This window comes from Capnocytophaga sp. oral taxon 338 str. F0234 (genome assembly GCF_000192225.1).
Taxonomy (GTDB): domain Bacteria; phylum Bacteroidota; class Bacteroidia; order Flavobacteriales; family Flavobacteriaceae; genus Capnocytophaga.
Genome location: NZ_GL872413.1, coordinates 651,344 through 669,230 on the forward strand (window position 1 = coordinate 651,344; position 17,887 = coordinate 669,230).

Here is a 17,887-nt window from a genome sequence, read left to right on the forward strand (position 1 = left end):
AATCGGTTGCTTTTTATCCATATAATCGCCTGTGAAACATTATTTTTTATCTAAATACAATGTATTTCTCAATAATTGTTATACTCATTACCCTTTTACTCTCAGCCTTCTTCTCTGGCATGGAAATCGCTTATGTATCCTCTAACAAGGTGCAGCTGGAAATTGAAAAAAAAGAAGGAGGAATGATAGGAAATATCTTAGAGAAACTTACCCGTAAGCCCTCTAAGTTCATTGCCACCATGCTCGTGGGCAATAATATCACCTTGGTTATTTATGGGATTGAAATGGGAAAGGTCATTATCGGTTATCTACCTGAGAATTTCCATAATATCTTCTGGCAAACGGTACTCTCCACCCTGGTGATTGTTATCACAGGCGAATTCCTCCCAAAGGTCTTTTTCCAAATCTATACCAATACACTCTTGAAGGCATTAAGCCCAGTGGCTTACTTTTTCTATGTGATTTTCTCTCCTATATCGGATTTTGTCACCTGGATTTCTGATAATATCCTACGGGTCTTCTTCGGGACACAAGGGGATGTTACTCGCCTTACTTTCTCCAAAGAGGAACTGGAGAACTATATCTCAGAACAAATAGAAAATATGCCCGAGAATAAAGAAATGGATACCGAAGTGCAAATCTTCCAAAATGCCTTAGGATTCTCTCAGGTGAAAGCACGTGAGATTATGATCCCTCGTACGGAAATTGTCGCCGTGGATATTAACCAAAGTGTGGAGGAACTTAGGGACTTATTTGTCTCCTCTAATTATTCTAAGGTGCTTGTTTATCAGGAAAATATAGATGAAATCCTTGGGTATGTACATGCTTTTGACCTCTTTAAGAAGCCTAAGCAAATCCGCGATTTCCTTCGTCCCATTACCTTTGTCCCTGAAACTATTTATATCTCCAAAGTGCTGGATATGCTCACAAAAAAGCACCAGAGTATGGCGGTTATCTTTGATGAATACGGAGGAACCTCGGGGCTGATTACCCTTGAGGATATTGTGGAAGAACTCTTCGGGGAAATTGAAGATGAACATGACCAAAACCTACGAAAGGAAATTAAAATCTCTGATAAAGAATATGTATTCTCCGCACGCTTGGAGGTGGAATACCTTAATGAAAAATATAAGCTCTCTCTCCCTGAAAGTGAGAATTATGAAACCCTAGGAGGATTAGTGGTGGATATCTATGAGTCCATCCCTAAAAAGGATGAAGAAGTCTCCACCGAAAATTATCGCTTCTTAGTGGAGGAAGTGGCTGATAATAGGGTGATTACTGTAAGACTTTTTGTCCTATAACCACCATAGGGAAGGAGATGAAAAATATTTAAAGCAATCTTTTCTATTTTCCTAAAAAATTCGTAATTTCGCACCCCAAAATGTATCTAAGTGAAGCCGCATAAAGAGGGTAAGTGGAGTGAAAAATGAAGCGTAAATCCTTGAGCGGATCGCGATATTAACTATTAACTATTAACTTAATTATGGCCGTTCTTGAAAAAATCAGAAAACGAACCGTATTCCTAATCCTTGTTATCGGGTTAGCACTCTTTGCCTTTGTAATCTCAGGCATCTTTAGCCGAACTAAAACTCCTGATCAGTTGGTCATCGGAGAGGTTAATGGCGATAAAATATCCTATCTGGAATTCTCCTCTCAGGTGGAAAACACCCTCCGTAATATGGGAGGAAGCATCGGACAGGCTTATGTGGTCAATGCCCTCTGGCAACAAACCATACAAAGTAAAATCCTTGACCAACAGTTTGAAAAATTAGGAATCTCTGTCGGAAAGGACCAAATCCTATCTATTATCTCCAAAGTGCCTCAATATGCACAGAACCCCCAGTTTTTGGATGATAAAGGAGTATTCTCCCCAGCTAAGTTCGGACAAGTAATCGCTCAAATTAAGCAATCCAACCCTACGGTATACAAACAATGGCAACAAGAAGAAAAAAGCTACTTTGATACTGCCAAACGCGAAATATATCTTAGCCTTATCCGAGCAGGACTCGGTGTTACCCTAAAGGATGGAGAAGATGCCTATCACCAAGAAAATGATAAGGTAACTATTAAGTATGTAACACTCCCTTATAGCAGTATCCCTGATGAGCAAATTAAAATCTCTGATAACGAAATCCAAGACTATGTAAAGGCTCATAAGAAACAATATCAACAAAAGGATATGCGTAACCTGCAGTTCGTATTGGCTTCAGAGGTAGCCTCCCCAGAGGATAAAAAAGCTATTGAACAAGACCTCAAAGCTCTTAATAACCCACGTATCCTCTATAATAACCAAACTCAAAAAAGCGATACCCTTCCAGGGTTCTCTCAGGTACCCCTAAAGGATATTGCTGAGTTCGTTAATGAAAATTCCGATACCCCCTTCGATAGCCTATATGTGAGTAAGGACAAGCTCCCTGTGAACTTTGCCGATACCCTTTATAACCTTTCCATAGGGGAACTCTATGGACCTTATCAAGATGGAAATGCATATAAGTATACACGTATGCTCTCCAAAATCCCTAATGGAGAAGTTCGCGCTAGTCATATCCTAATCGCTTACCAAGGTTCTCTTCCTGGTAATGATGCCATTACCCGTACCAAAGAGGAAGCTAAGGCTAAAGCGGAAGGAATCCTCGCTCAAATTAAAGCAGGAGGGGACTATACTGCCCTCGCTCAAGCCAATTCCGATGATGCTTCCAATGCTCAGAATGGAGGAGACTTGGATTTCTTCTCTCGAGGAATGATGGTACAGCCTTTTAATGATTATGTATTCCATGCCAAAGTAGGGGATATAGGGCTAGTGGAAACTAACTTCGGATTTCATATTATTAAGATTACTGACCTTCGTGAAGGTGTGAAATTAGCTACCATTACACGTAATATAGAGCCTTCTGCAGCTACTCGTGATGCTGTATATACAAAGATTACCGAATTTGATGCACAAGCAATCAAAAACCCTAAGGAATTTGCTGCCCTCGCTCAAAAGGCAGGATATGATGTACTTCCTGCTAATAATCTCGAAGCCCTCGCTGAGGATATACCAGGATTGGGAGATAACCGCCCCTTGGTAAAATGGGCTTTTGAAAAAGATACCAAAGTGGGGGATGTACGACGCTTTGATATTAAGGATGGCTATATAGTAGCACAACTTACTAAAAAAATAGAAGCAGGATTAGCTTCCCCCTCCGAGGCACGTGCCCAAGTCGCTCCTATTCTCATCAAAGAGAAAAAGGCAAAACAACTTATAGAAAAAATGAAGGGATCTTCTTTAGAACAAGTAGCGCAAGCTGCAGGAGAAGCTAATAATATTCAGCAAGCAGAAGGAGTGTCCATTAAGAACCCTATTCTCCCTGGACAGGGTGCCGAAGGAAGTGTAGCAGGAGCAGCTCTCGTATTGCCTCCTAATAAGGTATCCAAACCTATTGTAGGAGACAATGGCGTATATGTGATTCAGGTAATCCAAAAGGATGTAGCTCCCGCACTCCCTAACTATAGTTCTTATATGGGAATATTAAGAAATCAAAAGCTTAACCGAGCTTCTCAAGACCTCTTCTCTGCTCTTGAGCAGACCGCTGAGATTAAGGATGATAGAGCAATGTATTATTGATAAAAATTCAAAGGTTAGAAATGAGGCTGTCCGAAAGGGTAGCCTCATATTTTTTACAAATGAAATAACTCCTTTCACTCTTTATGACACCGCTAATGACTCTCCTTAATACCACTATGGGTTAGACAAAGAAATTAACCATAGTATCTTCTCTCTTACTTCAATACATAATAATCTTAAATCAATTCTCCTGTTGATAAAAAAAGTGGGAAAAAGTGGAGGAAAGTGGGAAAAAGTTTGTACCTTTGGCGCAAAATATAAGTGCCATGATTCATTCTTTTGTAACATACCAATGCAAGGCAGATTCCAAGGGACGGGTAACTATCCCTGTGGGACTTAAAGCCGTATTGGACAAAGCATTACAAGAGAATCTAATCCTTAAGCCTTCTATCTTTAAGCCCTGTATTGAGCTTTATCCACAAGGAGAATGGCAAGAGATTATGGAGAAAATGCGCACCAAGCTGAACCTTTTCTCCAAGCAACATCTGGACTATTTACGTAAATATACCGCAGGCGTGAAGGAAGCAGAAGTGGATGCAACAGGTCGCTTCCTTATCCCCAAACCCCTATGTGAGTTCGCCAAAATAGATAAAGAGGTGGTATTGGCACCGGCACTTAATTTTATTGAAATATGGGATAAAGAGCTATATGAACAGGAAATTAATAGTATAAGTGAGGAGGATTTCATGGCTCTTACCGAAAAAATTATGGGAGACGATGCAGGACAATAGCTATCATATACCAGTACTCCTCTCCCAGACTATAGAAGGACTTGCACTGAACCCTGAAGGTACCTACGTGGATGCTACCTTTGGAGGAGGCGGACATTCTCGGGCTATATTAGCACAACTATCACATAACGGGCGCCTTATAGCTTTTGACCAAGACCCTCAAGCACAGGGTAATATAATAGAGGATGAACGCTTTATGCTTATTCCTCAGAATTTCAGATATATAAAGCGTTTTTTGCGCTTCTATGGAGTAAGGCAAGTGGAGGGAGTATTAGCGGATTTTGGCGTGTCCTCCTATCAGTTTGATACTGCCCAGCGAGGCTTTTCCACTCGCTTTGAGGCTCCTTTGGATATGCGAATGAACCAGGAGCAACCCCTCTCAGCCTTTGAGGTAGTCAATACCTATACAGAGAGTGAGCTAAGTGAACTCCTCTATCGCTATGGAGAACTTAGAAATGCTAAACAAATAGCTAGAACCTTAATCGCTCAGCGACAAATAAGTCCCATAAGGACAACGATGGACTTGCGCAATGCAGTACAGGCTTTCCTCCCTAAAGGAAAGGAAAACAAGGTATTAGCACCACTGTACCAAGCCATCCGTATTGAAGTGAATCAGGAACTTGCCGCACTGGAGGAATTCCTCCTACAGTTGCCAGAGGTGGTCAAGCAAGGCGGACGTATCGCTCTTATCAGCTACCATTCTTTGGAAGATAGGCTCGTAAAACGCTTTATCCGTGATGGACAATGCTCAGGAGAACCACAGAAGGACTTCTATGGAAATACTTTTCCTCCTTTTGTGAAAATAGGAAAACCTATTGTACCTTCCCCCGAGGAGATTGCCCTAAATAACCGTGCACGTAGCGCTAAGTTACGTATCGCAGAAAGAACGGAAAACGTAAGTTCAGTAGCTAAGAATGAATCTCATGGATAACTGAGAGTTTTCTTTAGACAATAGAATTTGTAACTATATAAATGAATAAGGTAAAAGAAAAATTTGTTAAGATATTCAAGGCTGATTTCTTGGTAGGGGAGAACTCTCTAAGGAACTGGATAGCTATTATCTTTACAATCTTTCTTTGTATTGTAATGATTTATAGTGGGCATCTGATTGATCAAAAAGTACATACCATTGCCAAACTGGGGGAGGAGGTCAAGGAGTTGCGCAGCGAATTTGTGGATGTACGCTCCCGACTGCAGCGCATCAAGTTGGAATCAACCGTACTGAGTACCTTAAAGGATACTGGACTGAAGCAATCGCAAACCCCCCCTAATAAAATAAAGGTAATCATCAAGGAATGAATAAGGAAGCACAAGTACAGAAAGATAAAATGATGAACCTACGTACCATCTTGGTGGCGATAGGAATCACTATCTTTGCCTTAGCAATCCTTTACAAGCTGGTGAACCTCTATTTTAATGGAAAAAAATATGCCGACCTTATCGCTCAGAATACCATTAAAGAGTTTATCATAGAACCCAGTCGTGGCAATCTCTATTCCGATGATGGAAGCCTTCTGGCAACTTCGGTAACACGCTATGATATCCATTTTGATGCCGTGGCGCCAAGTAAGAATAATTTTGATAAGTATCTCAATCCCCTGTGCGATTCCTTATCGCATGCTTTCTCTCATTCAGCTTCTTATTATAAGGAAGCCTTTAAGAATGCTCGCAGGCTTAAGAATAAATATTTGCTTATCGCCAAAGGATTAGGATATGACCAATGCAGAAGAATTAAGAACTTTCCGCTCTTTAATAAGGGTGCCTATAAGGGCGGACTCATCGTGGAGGCACGTACCTCCCGAGAATATCCCTTAGGGGCAATTGCTCACCGTATTGTGGGCTATGACCGTAAGGATGACCAAGGAAATGTATTTAGAGTAGGACTGGAAGGCGCTTTCAGCAAATACCTCGCTGGAATTGAAGGACGACACCTTAAACAAAAAATAGCGCAAGGACAGTGGAAACCTATTGAGGATAGTGATGAAATAGAACCTAAGGATGGTTATGATGTCATCTCCACTATCAATATCAATATTCAGGATATTGCTCACCACGCTCTTTTAGCACAATTGGAAAAATATCAAGCCGACCATGGATGTGCCATCGTTATGGAAGTTGCCACAGGAGAAATCAAGGCTATATCCAACCTTGGTCGTAATCAGCAAGGAAAATATGCCGAACGCTTTAACTATGCCTTAGGTGAAATCTACGAACCAGGTTCCCTCTTTAAGACCATGTCCTTAGTAACCGCTATGGAAGAAGCTCATATTGATACTACCTATACTGTGGATACTCAAAAAGGGGTAATCTCTTTCTATGGAAAGGAAGTATGGGATTCCAACCGAAGAGGCTATGGAGTGATTAACCTCTCTAAAGCGATGCAGGTCTCCTCCAATACGGCAATTGTACAAATGGTACATGACCTCTTTGCTAAAGACCCTAAGAAATTCGTCGGTAGGCTGAACAAAATGCATCTGAACAGAAAGTTAGGATTACCCATCGTAGGAGAAGGTACCCCTTATCTGCCTCAGCCTAACCAAAAAGGATGGAGTGGAATCGCCCTTGAGTGGATGGCTTTTGGCTATGGGGTGGAAATGACCCCCTTACAAGTGCTTACTTTCTATAATGCTATTGCCAATGATGGAGTGATGCTTAAGCCTCGCATGATTCGTGAGGTGAAACAGTGGAACAAATCTGTAGAAAAATTTGACCTCGAAGTGCTCAATAGCAGTGTTTGCTCCCCACAAACAGCCTCCGTGGTCAAAAAAGTATTGGAAAATACCGTTAAGTATGGAACTGGAAAAAGCCTCTATTCGGAACATTTCTCTATGGCTGGAAAAACAGGTACCGCTCAAAAGGACTATAGTGATAAGTCAAAGCTCGCTTATGTCTCTTCCTTTGCCGGTTTCTTCCCTGCAGAGAATCCTAAGTATTCCTGTATTGTAGTCATCCATAACCCTGATAAAAGTATTGGGTACTATGGGGCAGATGTCTCCGGACCTGTATTCAAGAGTATTGCTCAAAAAATATATACAAGCTCCTTACTTATTGATACTATTGATGATATAGAACACCCTTCACCACAAGTGGAAAAAAGCTATCAACGCTATAACCAGATTATGGAAAAGTACAAAACAATTGCCCCCAATGTGGTAGGTATGGATGCAATGGATGCCATTGCTATCATGGAGAATTTAGGACTGAATGTAACCATCACAGGCAGAGGAAAGGTTAAGGGACAATCCATACCCGCAGGAGAACGCATCGGAGGACGTAAGTCTATTCACTTAACACTGTTGTAACGGAAGGATATAGGTAGCAGATGGGTAACATGATAATAAATGAGTAACTTTGAAAACAATAAAACAATTATGTAAGGGAGTTAAGATACTCCAAATAGTAGGAAATGAAGAGGTAAATATTGAGAATATCACCCAAAATTCTCAAGAAATTACCACAGGAACACTCTTTTTTGCGATCAAAGGAGCGAATAGGGACGGACATACATTTATTTCAGAGGCAATTGAGAAGAAGGCGCGGGTAATTGTCTGTCAACAGCTCCCAGAAATATTGCCCAAAGAGGTTACTTTCCTAAAGGTAGCCGATAGTACCATAGCAATGGCTCAAATAGCAGCTAACTATTTTGACCATCCTTCCCAAAAGCTTAAGTTAGTAGGGGTAACAGGAACTAATGGAAAAACAACCATTGCCACCTTGTTATACCATCTCTTTAGGAATACAAAGCATAAAGTAGGACTCATTTCCACCATTGCTATTTACATCAATGAGCAGAAAATAGATACAAAAAATACCACCCCTGATGTGATTACCCTCAACAGAAGGATGCACCAAATGGTGGAGGAAGGAGTAACACATTGTTTTATGGAAGTAAGCTCACATGGTATCGCCATGCATCGCATTGAAGGGCTAAGCTTCGCAGGAGGAATCTTTACCAACTTAACCCAAGACCATTTGGACTTCCATAAGACTTTCGCCGAGTATCGCAATACGAAAAAAAAGTTCTTTGATACACTGAAAAAAGATGCCTTCGCTCTTACCAATATAGATGATAAGAACGGAAACTTTATGCTGCAGAACACCCAGGCACATAAGTATAATTATGCGCTTAGAACCTATGCTGATTTCAAAGCTAATATCTTGGAAAATGCGTTCTCAGGCTTGGTCTTACGCATAGGACAACAGGAGATATGGACACACCTTATTGGGCAGTTCAATGCCTATAACCTCTTGGCAATCTATGCCACAGCGGTACTCCTTGGAATGGATAAGGAAGAGGTAGCAAAACAAATAAGTGAGCTAAAACCTGTCAGCGGGCGTTTCCAGTACTTTATATCGGCAGGTAACATCACAGTTATTGTGGATTATGCGCATACTCCTGATGCCCTACAGAATGTATTGGAAACTATAAAAAGCATCAAAGCCCCTTCCCAACACCTCCTGACCTTAGTAGGTTGCGGGGGCAATCGCGATAAGGGAAAGCGCCCTATAATGGCAAATATCGCCACCACGATGAGCGATAAGGTGATCTTCACCTCCGATAATCCTCGCGAGGAAGATCCTCAGACAATTCTTAAGGAAATGGAAATAGGGGTGAATCCTGACCACCAGAGCAAGTATATGACCATTACCGATAGGCGACAGGCAATTAAGGTGGCTTGTAATCTTGCTCATGCAGGGGATATCATACTCTTGGCGGGTAAGGGACATGAAACCTACCAAGAGGTCAAAGGACATCGTTCTCACTTTGATGACTTAGAAGAAGCCAAATTAATAATGAAAAGTGAGTAATGATTAGTGAAAAATGAATAATGAAAAATGAATAATGAAAAAAGAGGGATATTATTAGATAAAAGTTATGCTTTTGCTGTTAGGATAGCAAAACTTGCAAAGTTTTTAAGGGAGAATAATGAATATGTATTGAATAGACAACTTTTAAGAAGTGGAACATCTATAGGTGCTTTAATAAGAGAGGCAGAATATGCACAGAGTCTTTCTGATTTTATTTCTAAACTCTCTATAGCTTTGAAAGAAGCTAATGAAACGAACTATTGGATTTCTCTTTTGTATGATACAGATTATTTGGATAAAAAGATGAAAGATAGTTTTGAGAAAGATTGTAATGAGATTATTGCTATATTGATTACATCTATAAAAACAAGTAAAACCAAAGTAAAAGGTAAAGCCTCATAAGCGAATGTGTGAGGAACTTTTCACTTTTCATTTTTCACTTGGATTATGCTTTATTATTTATTTGATTATTTACATAAGGTCTAACCTACTGGTATAAAAACAAGTAAAACCAAAGTAAAAGGTAAAGCCTCATAAGCGAATGTGTGAGGAACTTTTCACTTTTCACTTTTCATTTTTCACTTTTCACTTGGATTATGCTTTATTATTTATTTGATTATTTACATAAGGTCTATAACCTACCGGGAGCAGGAATGTTCCAGTACATCTCTTTCAGGGCTGGGCTGGCAGCCATTCTTTCTTTACTGATTGCTACCATCACCGGTAAGCGTATCATTAACCGATTGTATAACTTACAAGTGGGCGAAACGGTACGTGACTTAGGGCTTGAAGGACAGAAGGAAAAAACAGGAACCCCTACCATGGGAGGGATTATCATTATCATCTCCTTGCTAATTCCTACGTTGCTCCTGGCGAAATTGGATAATGTATATGTAATATTGCTTATTGTCACTACGCTGTGGATGGGTACTATAGGCTTTATTGATGATTATATTAAAGTATTTAGGAAAAACAAAGAAGGACTTAAGGGACGCTTTAAAGTATTAGGACAAATTTCCTTAGGAATCATCGTGGGGGCTACCCTGTATTTTCATCCTAGTGTTACCGTCAAGAATGAGAATGCACAAGCCTCTCGAATGACACAGATCAACCATTCTATTAAGGAGATGGAGGAGGTCAAATCCACCAAAACAACCATCCCTTTTATGAAAAATAATGAATTTGACTATGCCTCTCTGATTAAGTGGACAGGTAAGAACTATAAGAAATGGGTATGGGTGATCTTTATTCCTATTGTGATCTTTATCATTACTGCGGTCTCCAATGGAGCTAACCTTACTGATGGAATTGATGGTTTAGCAGCAGGCACCTCAGCAATTATTGTCTTTACTTTAGGAATATTCACTTGGATTTCAGGGAATATCATCTTCTCTGAATATCTTAACATTATGTATATCCCTCATATAGGGGAAACCACCATTTTCATTGCTGCTTTCACAGGGGCGCTTATTGGTTTTTTGTGGTATAATACATTCCCCGCTCAGGTGTTCATGGGGGATACAGGAAGCCTTACTATAGGAGGAATTATTGCTGTGATTGCTATTATGGTGCGTAAGGAATTGCTCATACCAGTACTCTGTGGGATCTTCCTTATAGAGAACCTCTCGGTAATTTTGCAGGTGGCTTATTTCAAATATACCAAAAAGAAGCACGGCGAAGGACATAGGATTTTCCTTATGGCGCCTGTGCATCACCATTATCAAAAGAAGGGCTACCATGAGAGTAAGATAGTCATGCGATTCCTTATTGTAGGAATCATTTTAGCTTTGATTTCATTCATTACCTTAAAAATACGATAATAAAAATAATGGACAAGAAAGCAGGATGCTGTGAAGAATATTTGTTATCTTTGCCTCTTATTTTCGGTTATATATTCGCTATTGCGATTTTACTTTTTACTTAGATTATGAAGTTAGTTATTCTTGGAGGAGGCGAAAGTGGGATAGGAGCTGCTATCCTCGGTCTCAAGCAAGGTTGGGAAGTATTCCTATCGGATAGGGCTCCCTTAAAGGAAAAATACAAACAGGAACTTGCCTCCCTGCCTATTTGCTGGGAGGAAGGACAACATTCTGAGCAGGAAATCCTTTCAGCGGATTGCATTATTAAGAGTCCAGGAATTCCTCAAAAGGCGCCTATCATTGAAAAAGCACGAAAAAAAGGAATTGAAATTATCTCGGAAATAGAATTTGCCTCTCGGTATACCCAAGCGAAAATTATCGCTGTAACCGGAAGCAATGGCAAAACTACGACCACCAGCTTACTCTATCATTTGCTTGAGCAGGCAGGTCTCTCCATAGGGGTAGGAGGAAATATAGGTAATAGCTTCGCCCGTATGGTGGCTCAGGAACCTAAGGAATATTATGTGTTGGAAATTAGTAGCTTCCAGTTGGATGACATCTCCTCTTTCCGCCCGCATATTGCTTTGTTGCTCAATATCACGCCTGATCACTTAGATAGGTATAACTATCAGTTTCAGAACTATATAGATGCCAAGTTCCGCATCACTGAATTCCAGTCACAGGCGGATTTCCTTATCTATGATGCAGATGATCCTGTCCTTCAAGAGGAATTAGCTAAAAGAAAGGATATTAAAGCGCAATGTATTCCTTTCTCTTTAGAAAAAAGCAATGAACAAGGGGCTTATTGCTTGGATGATAAATTGTTTCACATAACTATTAACCAAAATAAATTTGAAATGTCTATAAGAGAATTGACAATTAAAGGAAAGCACAATCTCAAAAATGTGATGGGTGCTTCTGTAGCTGCTAAATTATTGAATATTCGCAACGAGAACATCCGTAAGAGCCTAATGACTTTCCAAGGAGTACCACATCGTTTGGAATTTGTTAAGGAAGTAGGCGAAGTACGTTATATCAATGATTCTAAGGCTACCAATGTAAATTCTGTGTACTATGCTTTGGACTCTATGCCTGACGGTCTCATTTGGATTGTAGGTGGGCAAGATAAGGGAAATGATTATAACCCTTTAATTCCTTACGTGAGCCAAAAGGTGAAGGCAATTGTGTGCTTAGGATTGGATAACCAAAAGATTATTCAAACCTTTCAAAGCATTGTTCCCACCATTATTGAAACACACTCTATGGAGGATGCCGTGCAGGTAAGTCGTGGACTCTCTGAAGAAGGAGATACCGTATTACTTTCTCCAGCTTGTGCCAGCTTTGACCTTTTCCAAAGCTATGAGGACCGTGGCAATCAGTTTAAGCATTATGTGAATATGCTCTAATAGCACCTTTTATGGAACGTCTTACGCGATATCTCAAAGGAGACCTCGCCCTCTGGGGGGTGGTGCTCTTCTTTGCCGCACTCTCTTTTCTCCCTGTCTATAGTGCCAGCAGTAACTTAGTGTATCTGGAGAAAACGGGAATTACTACTTATGGATATTTCGCAAGGCATGCTATGCTGATTTCCGTAGGACTCCTTATCATTTTCTTGGTACATCGCTTCCCATATCGCTTCTTTCGCCCGCTCTCGCGGCTGGGACTCTTGGTCTCTTGGATTCTGCTCTTCTTCGTACTGCTTAAGGGCAATACTATTGAGGGTGCCAATGCGAACCGATGGATATATATCTTTGGAGTCTCCTTCCAACCCTCTGCCCTTGCCATGATTATCTTACTTATGTACGTGGCTTCTTATCTGGCAGATACTTATGGGGAAAAGATTAACTTTAACGAAAGCCTTTTCGCCCTATGGATTCCCGTAGGGATTACCGTAGCCATGGTAACCGTTCCAAACTTCTCCACAGGAGCCATTATGTTCTTCATGGTGCTTTTACTCCTTTATATTGGCAGATATCCACTAAAGTATATCTTCTCTATCTTGGTGATGAGTATACTGCTCTTTGGAGTTTTCCTCCTCTTCATACGGGCGTATCCGGACGCTTTCTCTCACCGTGCCGATACTTGGAAAAGCCGTATAGAAACTTTCTTGGATAAGGACAAAGAAGAAAATTATCAGTCCCAACGCGCTAAAATGGCTATTGTCTCTGGTGGATTCTGGGGACAAGGGGCAGGTAAAAGTGTAATGAAAAACTTACTCCCACAAGGCTCTTCCGATTTTATTTTTGCCATTGTTGTGGAGGAATATGGACTCTGGGGCGGAGCAGGACTTATATTCCTATTTATCATTATGTTAGTGAGATTTGTGGTGATCTCCCTGAAGGCTACCACTATCTTTGGAAAGCTCTTAGTCTTAGGGGTGGGAATCCCTATTGTCTTCCAAGGATTTGTCAATATGGGGGTTTCCGTAGGCTTACTCCCTGTAACAGGACAAAACCTCCCTTTCTTCACCAGTGGAGGAACTTCCATCTGGATGACTTGCCTTGCCTTAGGCATTATTCTATCGGTCAGTGCTAAGCAGGATAAAAATAGTGAAAAATTAAAAATGAAAGAACAAGCACAAACTATTGAAGATTCATCGCCCGATGAGGAACCCTCTCAAGAAGAACCCTCCCAAGAACAAGAATAAAAGATAATCTACAACAATAATCGTCTGTATAGTTAAAGGAAAATGTGTGAGAATAGCTCTCTTATAGCGAACACTCCCTTTAAAACAGGACAAAACAAGTCGCTCTTCTACCAGCTTTCTAAATAAGATAGGGAATAAAATGTAATTAACAATTATTGGTTAATAATTAACAAATAATAATTGACAAATAATAATTAAATTTTGTAAATTTGCCCCCTTGAAAGAAGTGTATTGTCCATAACAAAATAACCCTTTGATAACCAGTTTCTAAAATGATTTTTGTAGAAACTGGGTCTTGTTGTGCACCATACTTAACAATCTATAGTAATGTCATAAATGCTTTAGTCATTAGAGCATAAGTCATTACCTTTAACCATTTATTAATAAATATAGATGCTTACGAACCAACCTGCCAGAATCAATTTTGCTTCAACAAAGCATGTGCCTGATTATCCGGACTTCTTGGATATTCAAGTGAAATCGTTTCAGGATTTCTTCCAGATGGAAACCAAGTCCGATGAACGACGTAATGAAGGTCTTTACAGCACCTTTAAGGAAAATTTCCCAATTACCGATACAAGAAACCAGTTCGTACTTGAGTTCCTTGACTATTTTGTGGATCCTCCTCGTTATTCCGTAGAAGAGTGTATTGAGCGAGGACTTACCTATAGTGTGCCTTTGAAAGCAAGGTTGAAGCTATTCTGTACGGATCCAGAGCATGAGGATTTTGAAACTATTGTACAGGATGTGTACTTGGGAACGATCCCTTATATGACCGGTAGCGGTACCTTTATTATCAATGGAGCAGAACGAGTGATTGTCTCTCAGCTCCACCGCTCTCCTGGAGTGTTCTTCGGACAGTCCTATCATGCCAATGGAACGAAGCTCTATTCAGCACGTATTATCCCCTTTAAGGGATCTTGGATTGAGTTCACTACGGACATCAATAACGTCATGTACGCCTACATTGACCGTAAGAAAAAACTCCCTGTAACAACCCTCTTCCGCGCCATTGGCTTTGAACGAGATAAGGATATTCTGGAAATCTTTGACCTTGCTGAAGAAGTGAAAGTCTCCAAAACAGGACTTAAGAAATACTTAGGACGTCGCTTGGCTGCCCGAGTGCTTAACACTTGGCATGAGGATTTCGTAGATGAGGATACCGGTGAGGTAGTCTCTATTGAGCGTAATGAGATTATCCTTGACCGTGATACTGTACTGGAAAAAGAACATATTGATGAGATTATCAATGCCAATGTAAAAACAATTCTCCTGCATAAGGAAGATGAACGAGCAATAGATTATAACATCATTCATAATACCCTCCAAAAGGATCCTACCAACTCCGAAAAAGAAGCGGTAGAACATATCTATCGCCAGTTACGTAATGCTGAACCACCCGATGAGGAAACTGCACGTGACATCATTGATAAGCTCTTCTTCTCCGACCAACGTTATAACTTGGGGGATGTAGGGCGCTATCGTATGAATAAAAAGTTAGGCTTGGATATCCCTATGGAAAAACAAGTCCTTACCAAGGAAGATATTATTACTATTGTAAAATACTTGATTGAGCTTATTAACTCCAAAGCAGAGGTGGATGATATTGACCACCTTTCTAACCGGCGTGTACGTACCGTAGGGGAACAGTTAGCTGCTCAGTTCGGAGTAGGGCTCTCTCGTATGGCACGCACCATACGCGAACGTATGAATGTACGTGATAATGAGGTGTTTACCCCTTTGGATTTGATTAATGCCAAAACACTTTCTTCAGTAATTAATTCCTTCTTTGGTACCAGCCAGCTCTCTCAGTTCATGGACCAAACTAATCCCTTGGCGGAAATCACACACAAGCGACGTCTTTCAGCCCTAGGTCCTGGTGGGCTCTCTCGTGAACGAGCAGGATTTGAAGTGCGTGACGTACACTATACACATTACGGACGCCTTTGCCCTATTGAAACCCCTGAAGGTCCTAATATCGGGCTAATTTCCTCTTTGGCGGTATATGCTAAGGTGAATTCTATGGGATTCATTGAAACTCCTTATCGTAAAGTGGAAAATGGAAAAATAAAACTTGATGAACTCGTCTACATGAGTGCTGAGGAAGAAGAAGGTCTTAAGATTCCGCAAGCGAATATTCAGGTGGATGACCAGGGAAATATCTTAGAAGAACGACTCGTAGTGAAGGAAGACGGGGACTTCCCTATAGTCCCTCGCGAGGAAGTGAATTATATAGATGTGGCGCCTAACCAAATCGCCTCTATCTCAGCTTCTCTAATCCCTTTCTTGGAACATGATGATGCAAACCGTGCACTGATGGGATCCAACATGATGCGACAAGCGGTGCCCCTTTTGCGCCCCGAAGCACCTATCGTGGGAACAGGACTCGAACAACGAGTAGCTACAGACTCCCGTGTACTGATGAATGCCGAAAGAGAAGGAACTGTCGAATATGTGGATGCTAAAAAGATTGTTATCAAGTACGACAGAACAGAGGACGAAATCTTAGTCTCCTTTGATAGTGAACTAACCACTTATGACCTTATCAAATTCCGCCGTACCAACCAAGGTACTTGTATTAACTTAAAACCTATTGTTCGCAAGGGCGATAGAGTGAAAAAAGGTCAAGTACTCTGCGAAGGATATGCTACCCAAAACGGTGAATTAGCCTTAGGACGCAACATGAAAGTGGCTTTTATGCCTTGGAAAGGATATAACTTTGAGGATGCAATTGTGATTTCCGAACGCGTAATCCGTGAGGATATCTTTACCTCTATTCATATTGATGAATATACTTTGGATGTTCGCGATACCAAGCTCGGTGTGGAGGAACTTACCAATGATATCCCTAACGTCTCTGAGGACGCTACTAAGGACTTGGACGAAAACGGTATTGTACGTATCGGTGCCAATATCAAGCCCGGTGATATCTTAATAGGAAAGGTAACCCCTAAGGGAGAAAGTGATCCTACTCCAGAGGAAAAACTCCTTCGGGCTATCTTTGGGGACAAAGCAGGGGATGTTAAGGATGCCTCCTTGAAGGCTTCCCCTTCTTTGGAAGGAGTCGTTATCGGTAAAAAACTCTTCTCCCGTGCAGTGAAAACAAAACAAAAACGCAGCAAAGAAAAAGATGAAATCGCTGCCTTGGATGCTGCCTTCAATGCCAAAGCAGGAGAGCTCAGAGACCGACTCTTAGAAAAACTATTCTCCTTAGTGAATGGAAAAACCTCCCAAGGAGTCTTCAATGACCTAGGAGAAGAAATTATCCCTAAAGGAAGAAAACATACACAAAAAGGATTGCGCGAAATTGAGGATTATACCCATCTCCTCTCTGGTGGATGGACAACCGATGACCATACAAACCAACTCATCAATGACCTTATCCACAATTATAAGATTAAGCTCAATGACCTACAAGGAATGCTCCGCCGTGATAAGTTTACCCTTTCTGTAGGGGATGAGCTCCCTGCAGGAATCATGAAATTGGCTAAGATATATATCGCCAAGAAGCGTAAGCTTAAGGTGGGGGATAAAATGGCAGGTCGCCACGGAAACAAAGGGATTGTAGCACGGATTGTCCGTGATGAGGATATGCCTTTCCTTGCCGATGGTACCCCCGTGGATATAGTACTTAACCCTCTTGGGGTGCCTTCGCGTATGAATATTGGTCAGATATATGAAACAGTACTTGGATGGGCAGGACAAAAACTTGGCTTAAAGTTCGCTACCCCTATCTTCGATGGGGCTTCCCTGGAGCAAATCACCGAATATACAGAAAAGGCTGGGGTACCTGCTTTCGGACATACCTACCTCTATGATGGAGGTACCGGAGAACGTTTTGACCAAAAGGCAACTGTTGGAGTCATTTATATGATTAAGCTCGGTCACATGATTGATGATAAAATGCATGCACGTTCCATCGGTCCTTACTCTCTTATTACCCAACAACCTCTCGGAGGTAAGGCTCAGTTCGGAGGACAACGTTTCGGTGAAATGGAGGTATGGGCATTGGAAGCTTATGGAGCATCCAGTACCTTGCGTGAAATCTTAACTGTGAAGTCCGACGATGTCATCGGAAGAGCTCGTACTTATGAGGCAATCGTACATGGGGATACCATGCCTGAACCAGGATTACCTGAGTCCTTTAATGTACTCATGCACGAACTCAAAGGACTCGGATTGGATATTCGCCTTGAGGAATAGAAATAAGTAGATAGTTATAAATAGCAAATTC

Annotated in this window: 12 protein-coding genes; all 12 read left to right on the plus strand. The window is 41.0% G+C overall.

Going from position 1 to position 17,887, the window contains the following annotated elements; genetic code table 11:
- Positions 1-59 precede the first annotated feature (59 nt).
- Entirely contained in the window at positions 60-1,301 is a 1,242-nt protein-coding gene (locus HMPREF9071_RS03070; protein ID WP_009745098.1) for a hemolysin family protein, read from the plus strand.
- 182 nt (positions 1,302-1,483) lie between these two features.
- On the plus strand, positions 1,484-3,607 hold the full coding sequence (locus tag HMPREF9071_RS03075; RefSeq protein ID WP_009745099.1) for a peptidylprolyl isomerase: 2,124 nt from the start codon (positions 1,484-1,486) through the stop codon (positions 3,605-3,607).
- Between the two features lie 266 nt (positions 3,608-3,873).
- A complete protein-coding gene (locus HMPREF9071_RS03080; protein WP_040357962.1) occupies positions 3,874-4,338 on the plus strand; it encodes a division/cell wall cluster transcriptional repressor MraZ in 465 nt (154 codons plus the stop codon).
- On the plus strand, positions 4,325-5,269 hold the full coding sequence (rsmH, locus tag HMPREF9071_RS03085; RefSeq protein WP_009745102.1) for a 16S rRNA (cytosine(1402)-N(4))-methyltransferase RsmH: 945 nt from the start codon (positions 4,325-4,327) through the stop codon (positions 5,267-5,269). The genes HMPREF9071_RS03080 and rsmH overlap by 14 nt, the downstream gene beginning before the upstream one ends.
- A gap of 41 nt (positions 5,270-5,310) precedes the next feature.
- Positions 5,311-5,637: an FtsL-like putative cell division protein gene (locus tag HMPREF9071_RS03090; protein ID WP_009745103.1), complete on the plus strand. Its 327-nt coding sequence runs from the start codon at positions 5,311-5,313 to the stop codon at positions 5,635-5,637.
- Positions 5,634-7,640: a penicillin-binding protein gene (locus tag HMPREF9071_RS03095; protein ID WP_009745104.1), complete on the plus strand. Its 2,007-nt coding sequence runs from the start codon at positions 5,634-5,636 to the stop codon at positions 7,638-7,640. The genes HMPREF9071_RS03090 and HMPREF9071_RS03095 overlap by 4 nt, the downstream gene beginning before the upstream one ends.
- A 49-nt stretch (positions 7,641-7,689) precedes the next feature.
- Complete coding sequence (locus tag HMPREF9071_RS03100; RefSeq protein ID WP_009745105.1) at positions 7,690-9,147, plus strand: UDP-N-acetylmuramoyl-L-alanyl-D-glutamate--2,6-diaminopimelate ligase; 1,458 nt, start codon at positions 7,690-7,692, stop codon at positions 9,145-9,147.
- A 27-nt stretch (positions 9,148-9,174) separates the two neighbouring features.
- Positions 9,175-9,549: a four helix bundle protein gene (locus HMPREF9071_RS03105; protein ID WP_009745106.1), complete on the plus strand. Its 375-nt coding sequence runs from the start codon at positions 9,175-9,177 to the stop codon at positions 9,547-9,549.
- A 194-nt stretch (positions 9,550-9,743) separates the two neighbouring features.
- Positions 9,744-10,967, plus strand: coding sequence for a phospho-N-acetylmuramoyl-pentapeptide-transferase (gene mraY / locus HMPREF9071_RS03110; protein ID WP_040357964.1), 1,224 nt, complete (start codon positions 9,744-9,746; stop codon positions 10,965-10,967).
- Positions 10,968-11,074: 107 nt separating this feature from the next.
- A complete protein-coding gene (murD, locus tag HMPREF9071_RS03115; RefSeq protein ID WP_009745108.1) occupies positions 11,075-12,412 on the plus strand; it encodes a UDP-N-acetylmuramoyl-L-alanine--D-glutamate ligase in 1,338 nt (445 codons plus the stop codon).
- A gap of 11 nt (positions 12,413-12,423) precedes the next feature.
- Complete coding sequence (locus HMPREF9071_RS03120) at positions 12,424-13,653, plus strand: FtsW/RodA/SpoVE family cell cycle protein (protein ID WP_009745109.1); 1,230 nt, start codon at positions 12,424-12,426, stop codon at positions 13,651-13,653.
- A gap of 393 nt (positions 13,654-14,046) precedes the next feature.
- A complete protein-coding gene (gene rpoB, locus HMPREF9071_RS03125) occupies positions 14,047-17,856 on the plus strand; it encodes a DNA-directed RNA polymerase subunit beta (protein ID WP_009745110.1) in 3,810 nt (1,269 codons plus the stop codon).
- Positions 17,857-17,887 lie beyond the last annotated feature (31 nt).

Excerpts from the sequence above, each read along its gene's own strand:
- rpoB (WP_009745110.1), top strand. The coding sequence starts at position 14,047 with ATGCTTACGAACCAACCTGCCAGAATCAATTTTGCTTCAACAAAGCAT.
- HMPREF9071_RS03090 (WP_009745103.1), top strand. The coding sequence starts at position 5,311 with ATGAATAAGGTAAAAGAAAAATTTGTTAAGATATTCAAGGCTGATTTC.
- HMPREF9071_RS03105 (WP_009745106.1), top strand. The coding sequence starts at position 9,175 with ATGAATAATGAAAAAAGAGGGATATTATTAGATAAAAGTTATGCTTTT.
- mraY (WP_040357964.1), top strand. The coding sequence starts at position 9,744 with ATGCTTTATTATTTATTTGATTATTTACATAAGGTCTATAACCTACCG.
- HMPREF9071_RS03080 (WP_040357962.1), top strand. The coding sequence starts at position 3,874 with ATGATTCATTCTTTTGTAACATACCAATGCAAGGCAGATTCCAAGGGA.
- murD (WP_009745108.1), top strand. The coding sequence starts at position 11,075 with ATGAAGTTAGTTATTCTTGGAGGAGGCGAAAGTGGGATAGGAGCTGCT.
- HMPREF9071_RS03075 (WP_009745099.1), top strand. The coding sequence starts at position 1,484 with ATGGCCGTTCTTGAAAAAATCAGAAAACGAACCGTATTCCTAATCCTT.
- HMPREF9071_RS03120 (WP_009745109.1), top strand. The coding sequence starts at position 12,424 with ATGGAACGTCTTACGCGATATCTCAAAGGAGACCTCGCCCTCTGGGGG.
- rsmH (WP_009745102.1), top strand. The coding sequence starts at position 4,325 with ATGCAGGACAATAGCTATCATATACCAGTACTCCTCTCCCAGACTATA.
- HMPREF9071_RS03095 (WP_009745104.1), top strand. The coding sequence starts at position 5,634 with ATGAATAAGGAAGCACAAGTACAGAAAGATAAAATGATGAACCTACGT.
- HMPREF9071_RS03070 (WP_009745098.1), top strand. The coding sequence starts at position 60 with ATGTATTTCTCAATAATTGTTATACTCATTACCCTTTTACTCTCAGCC.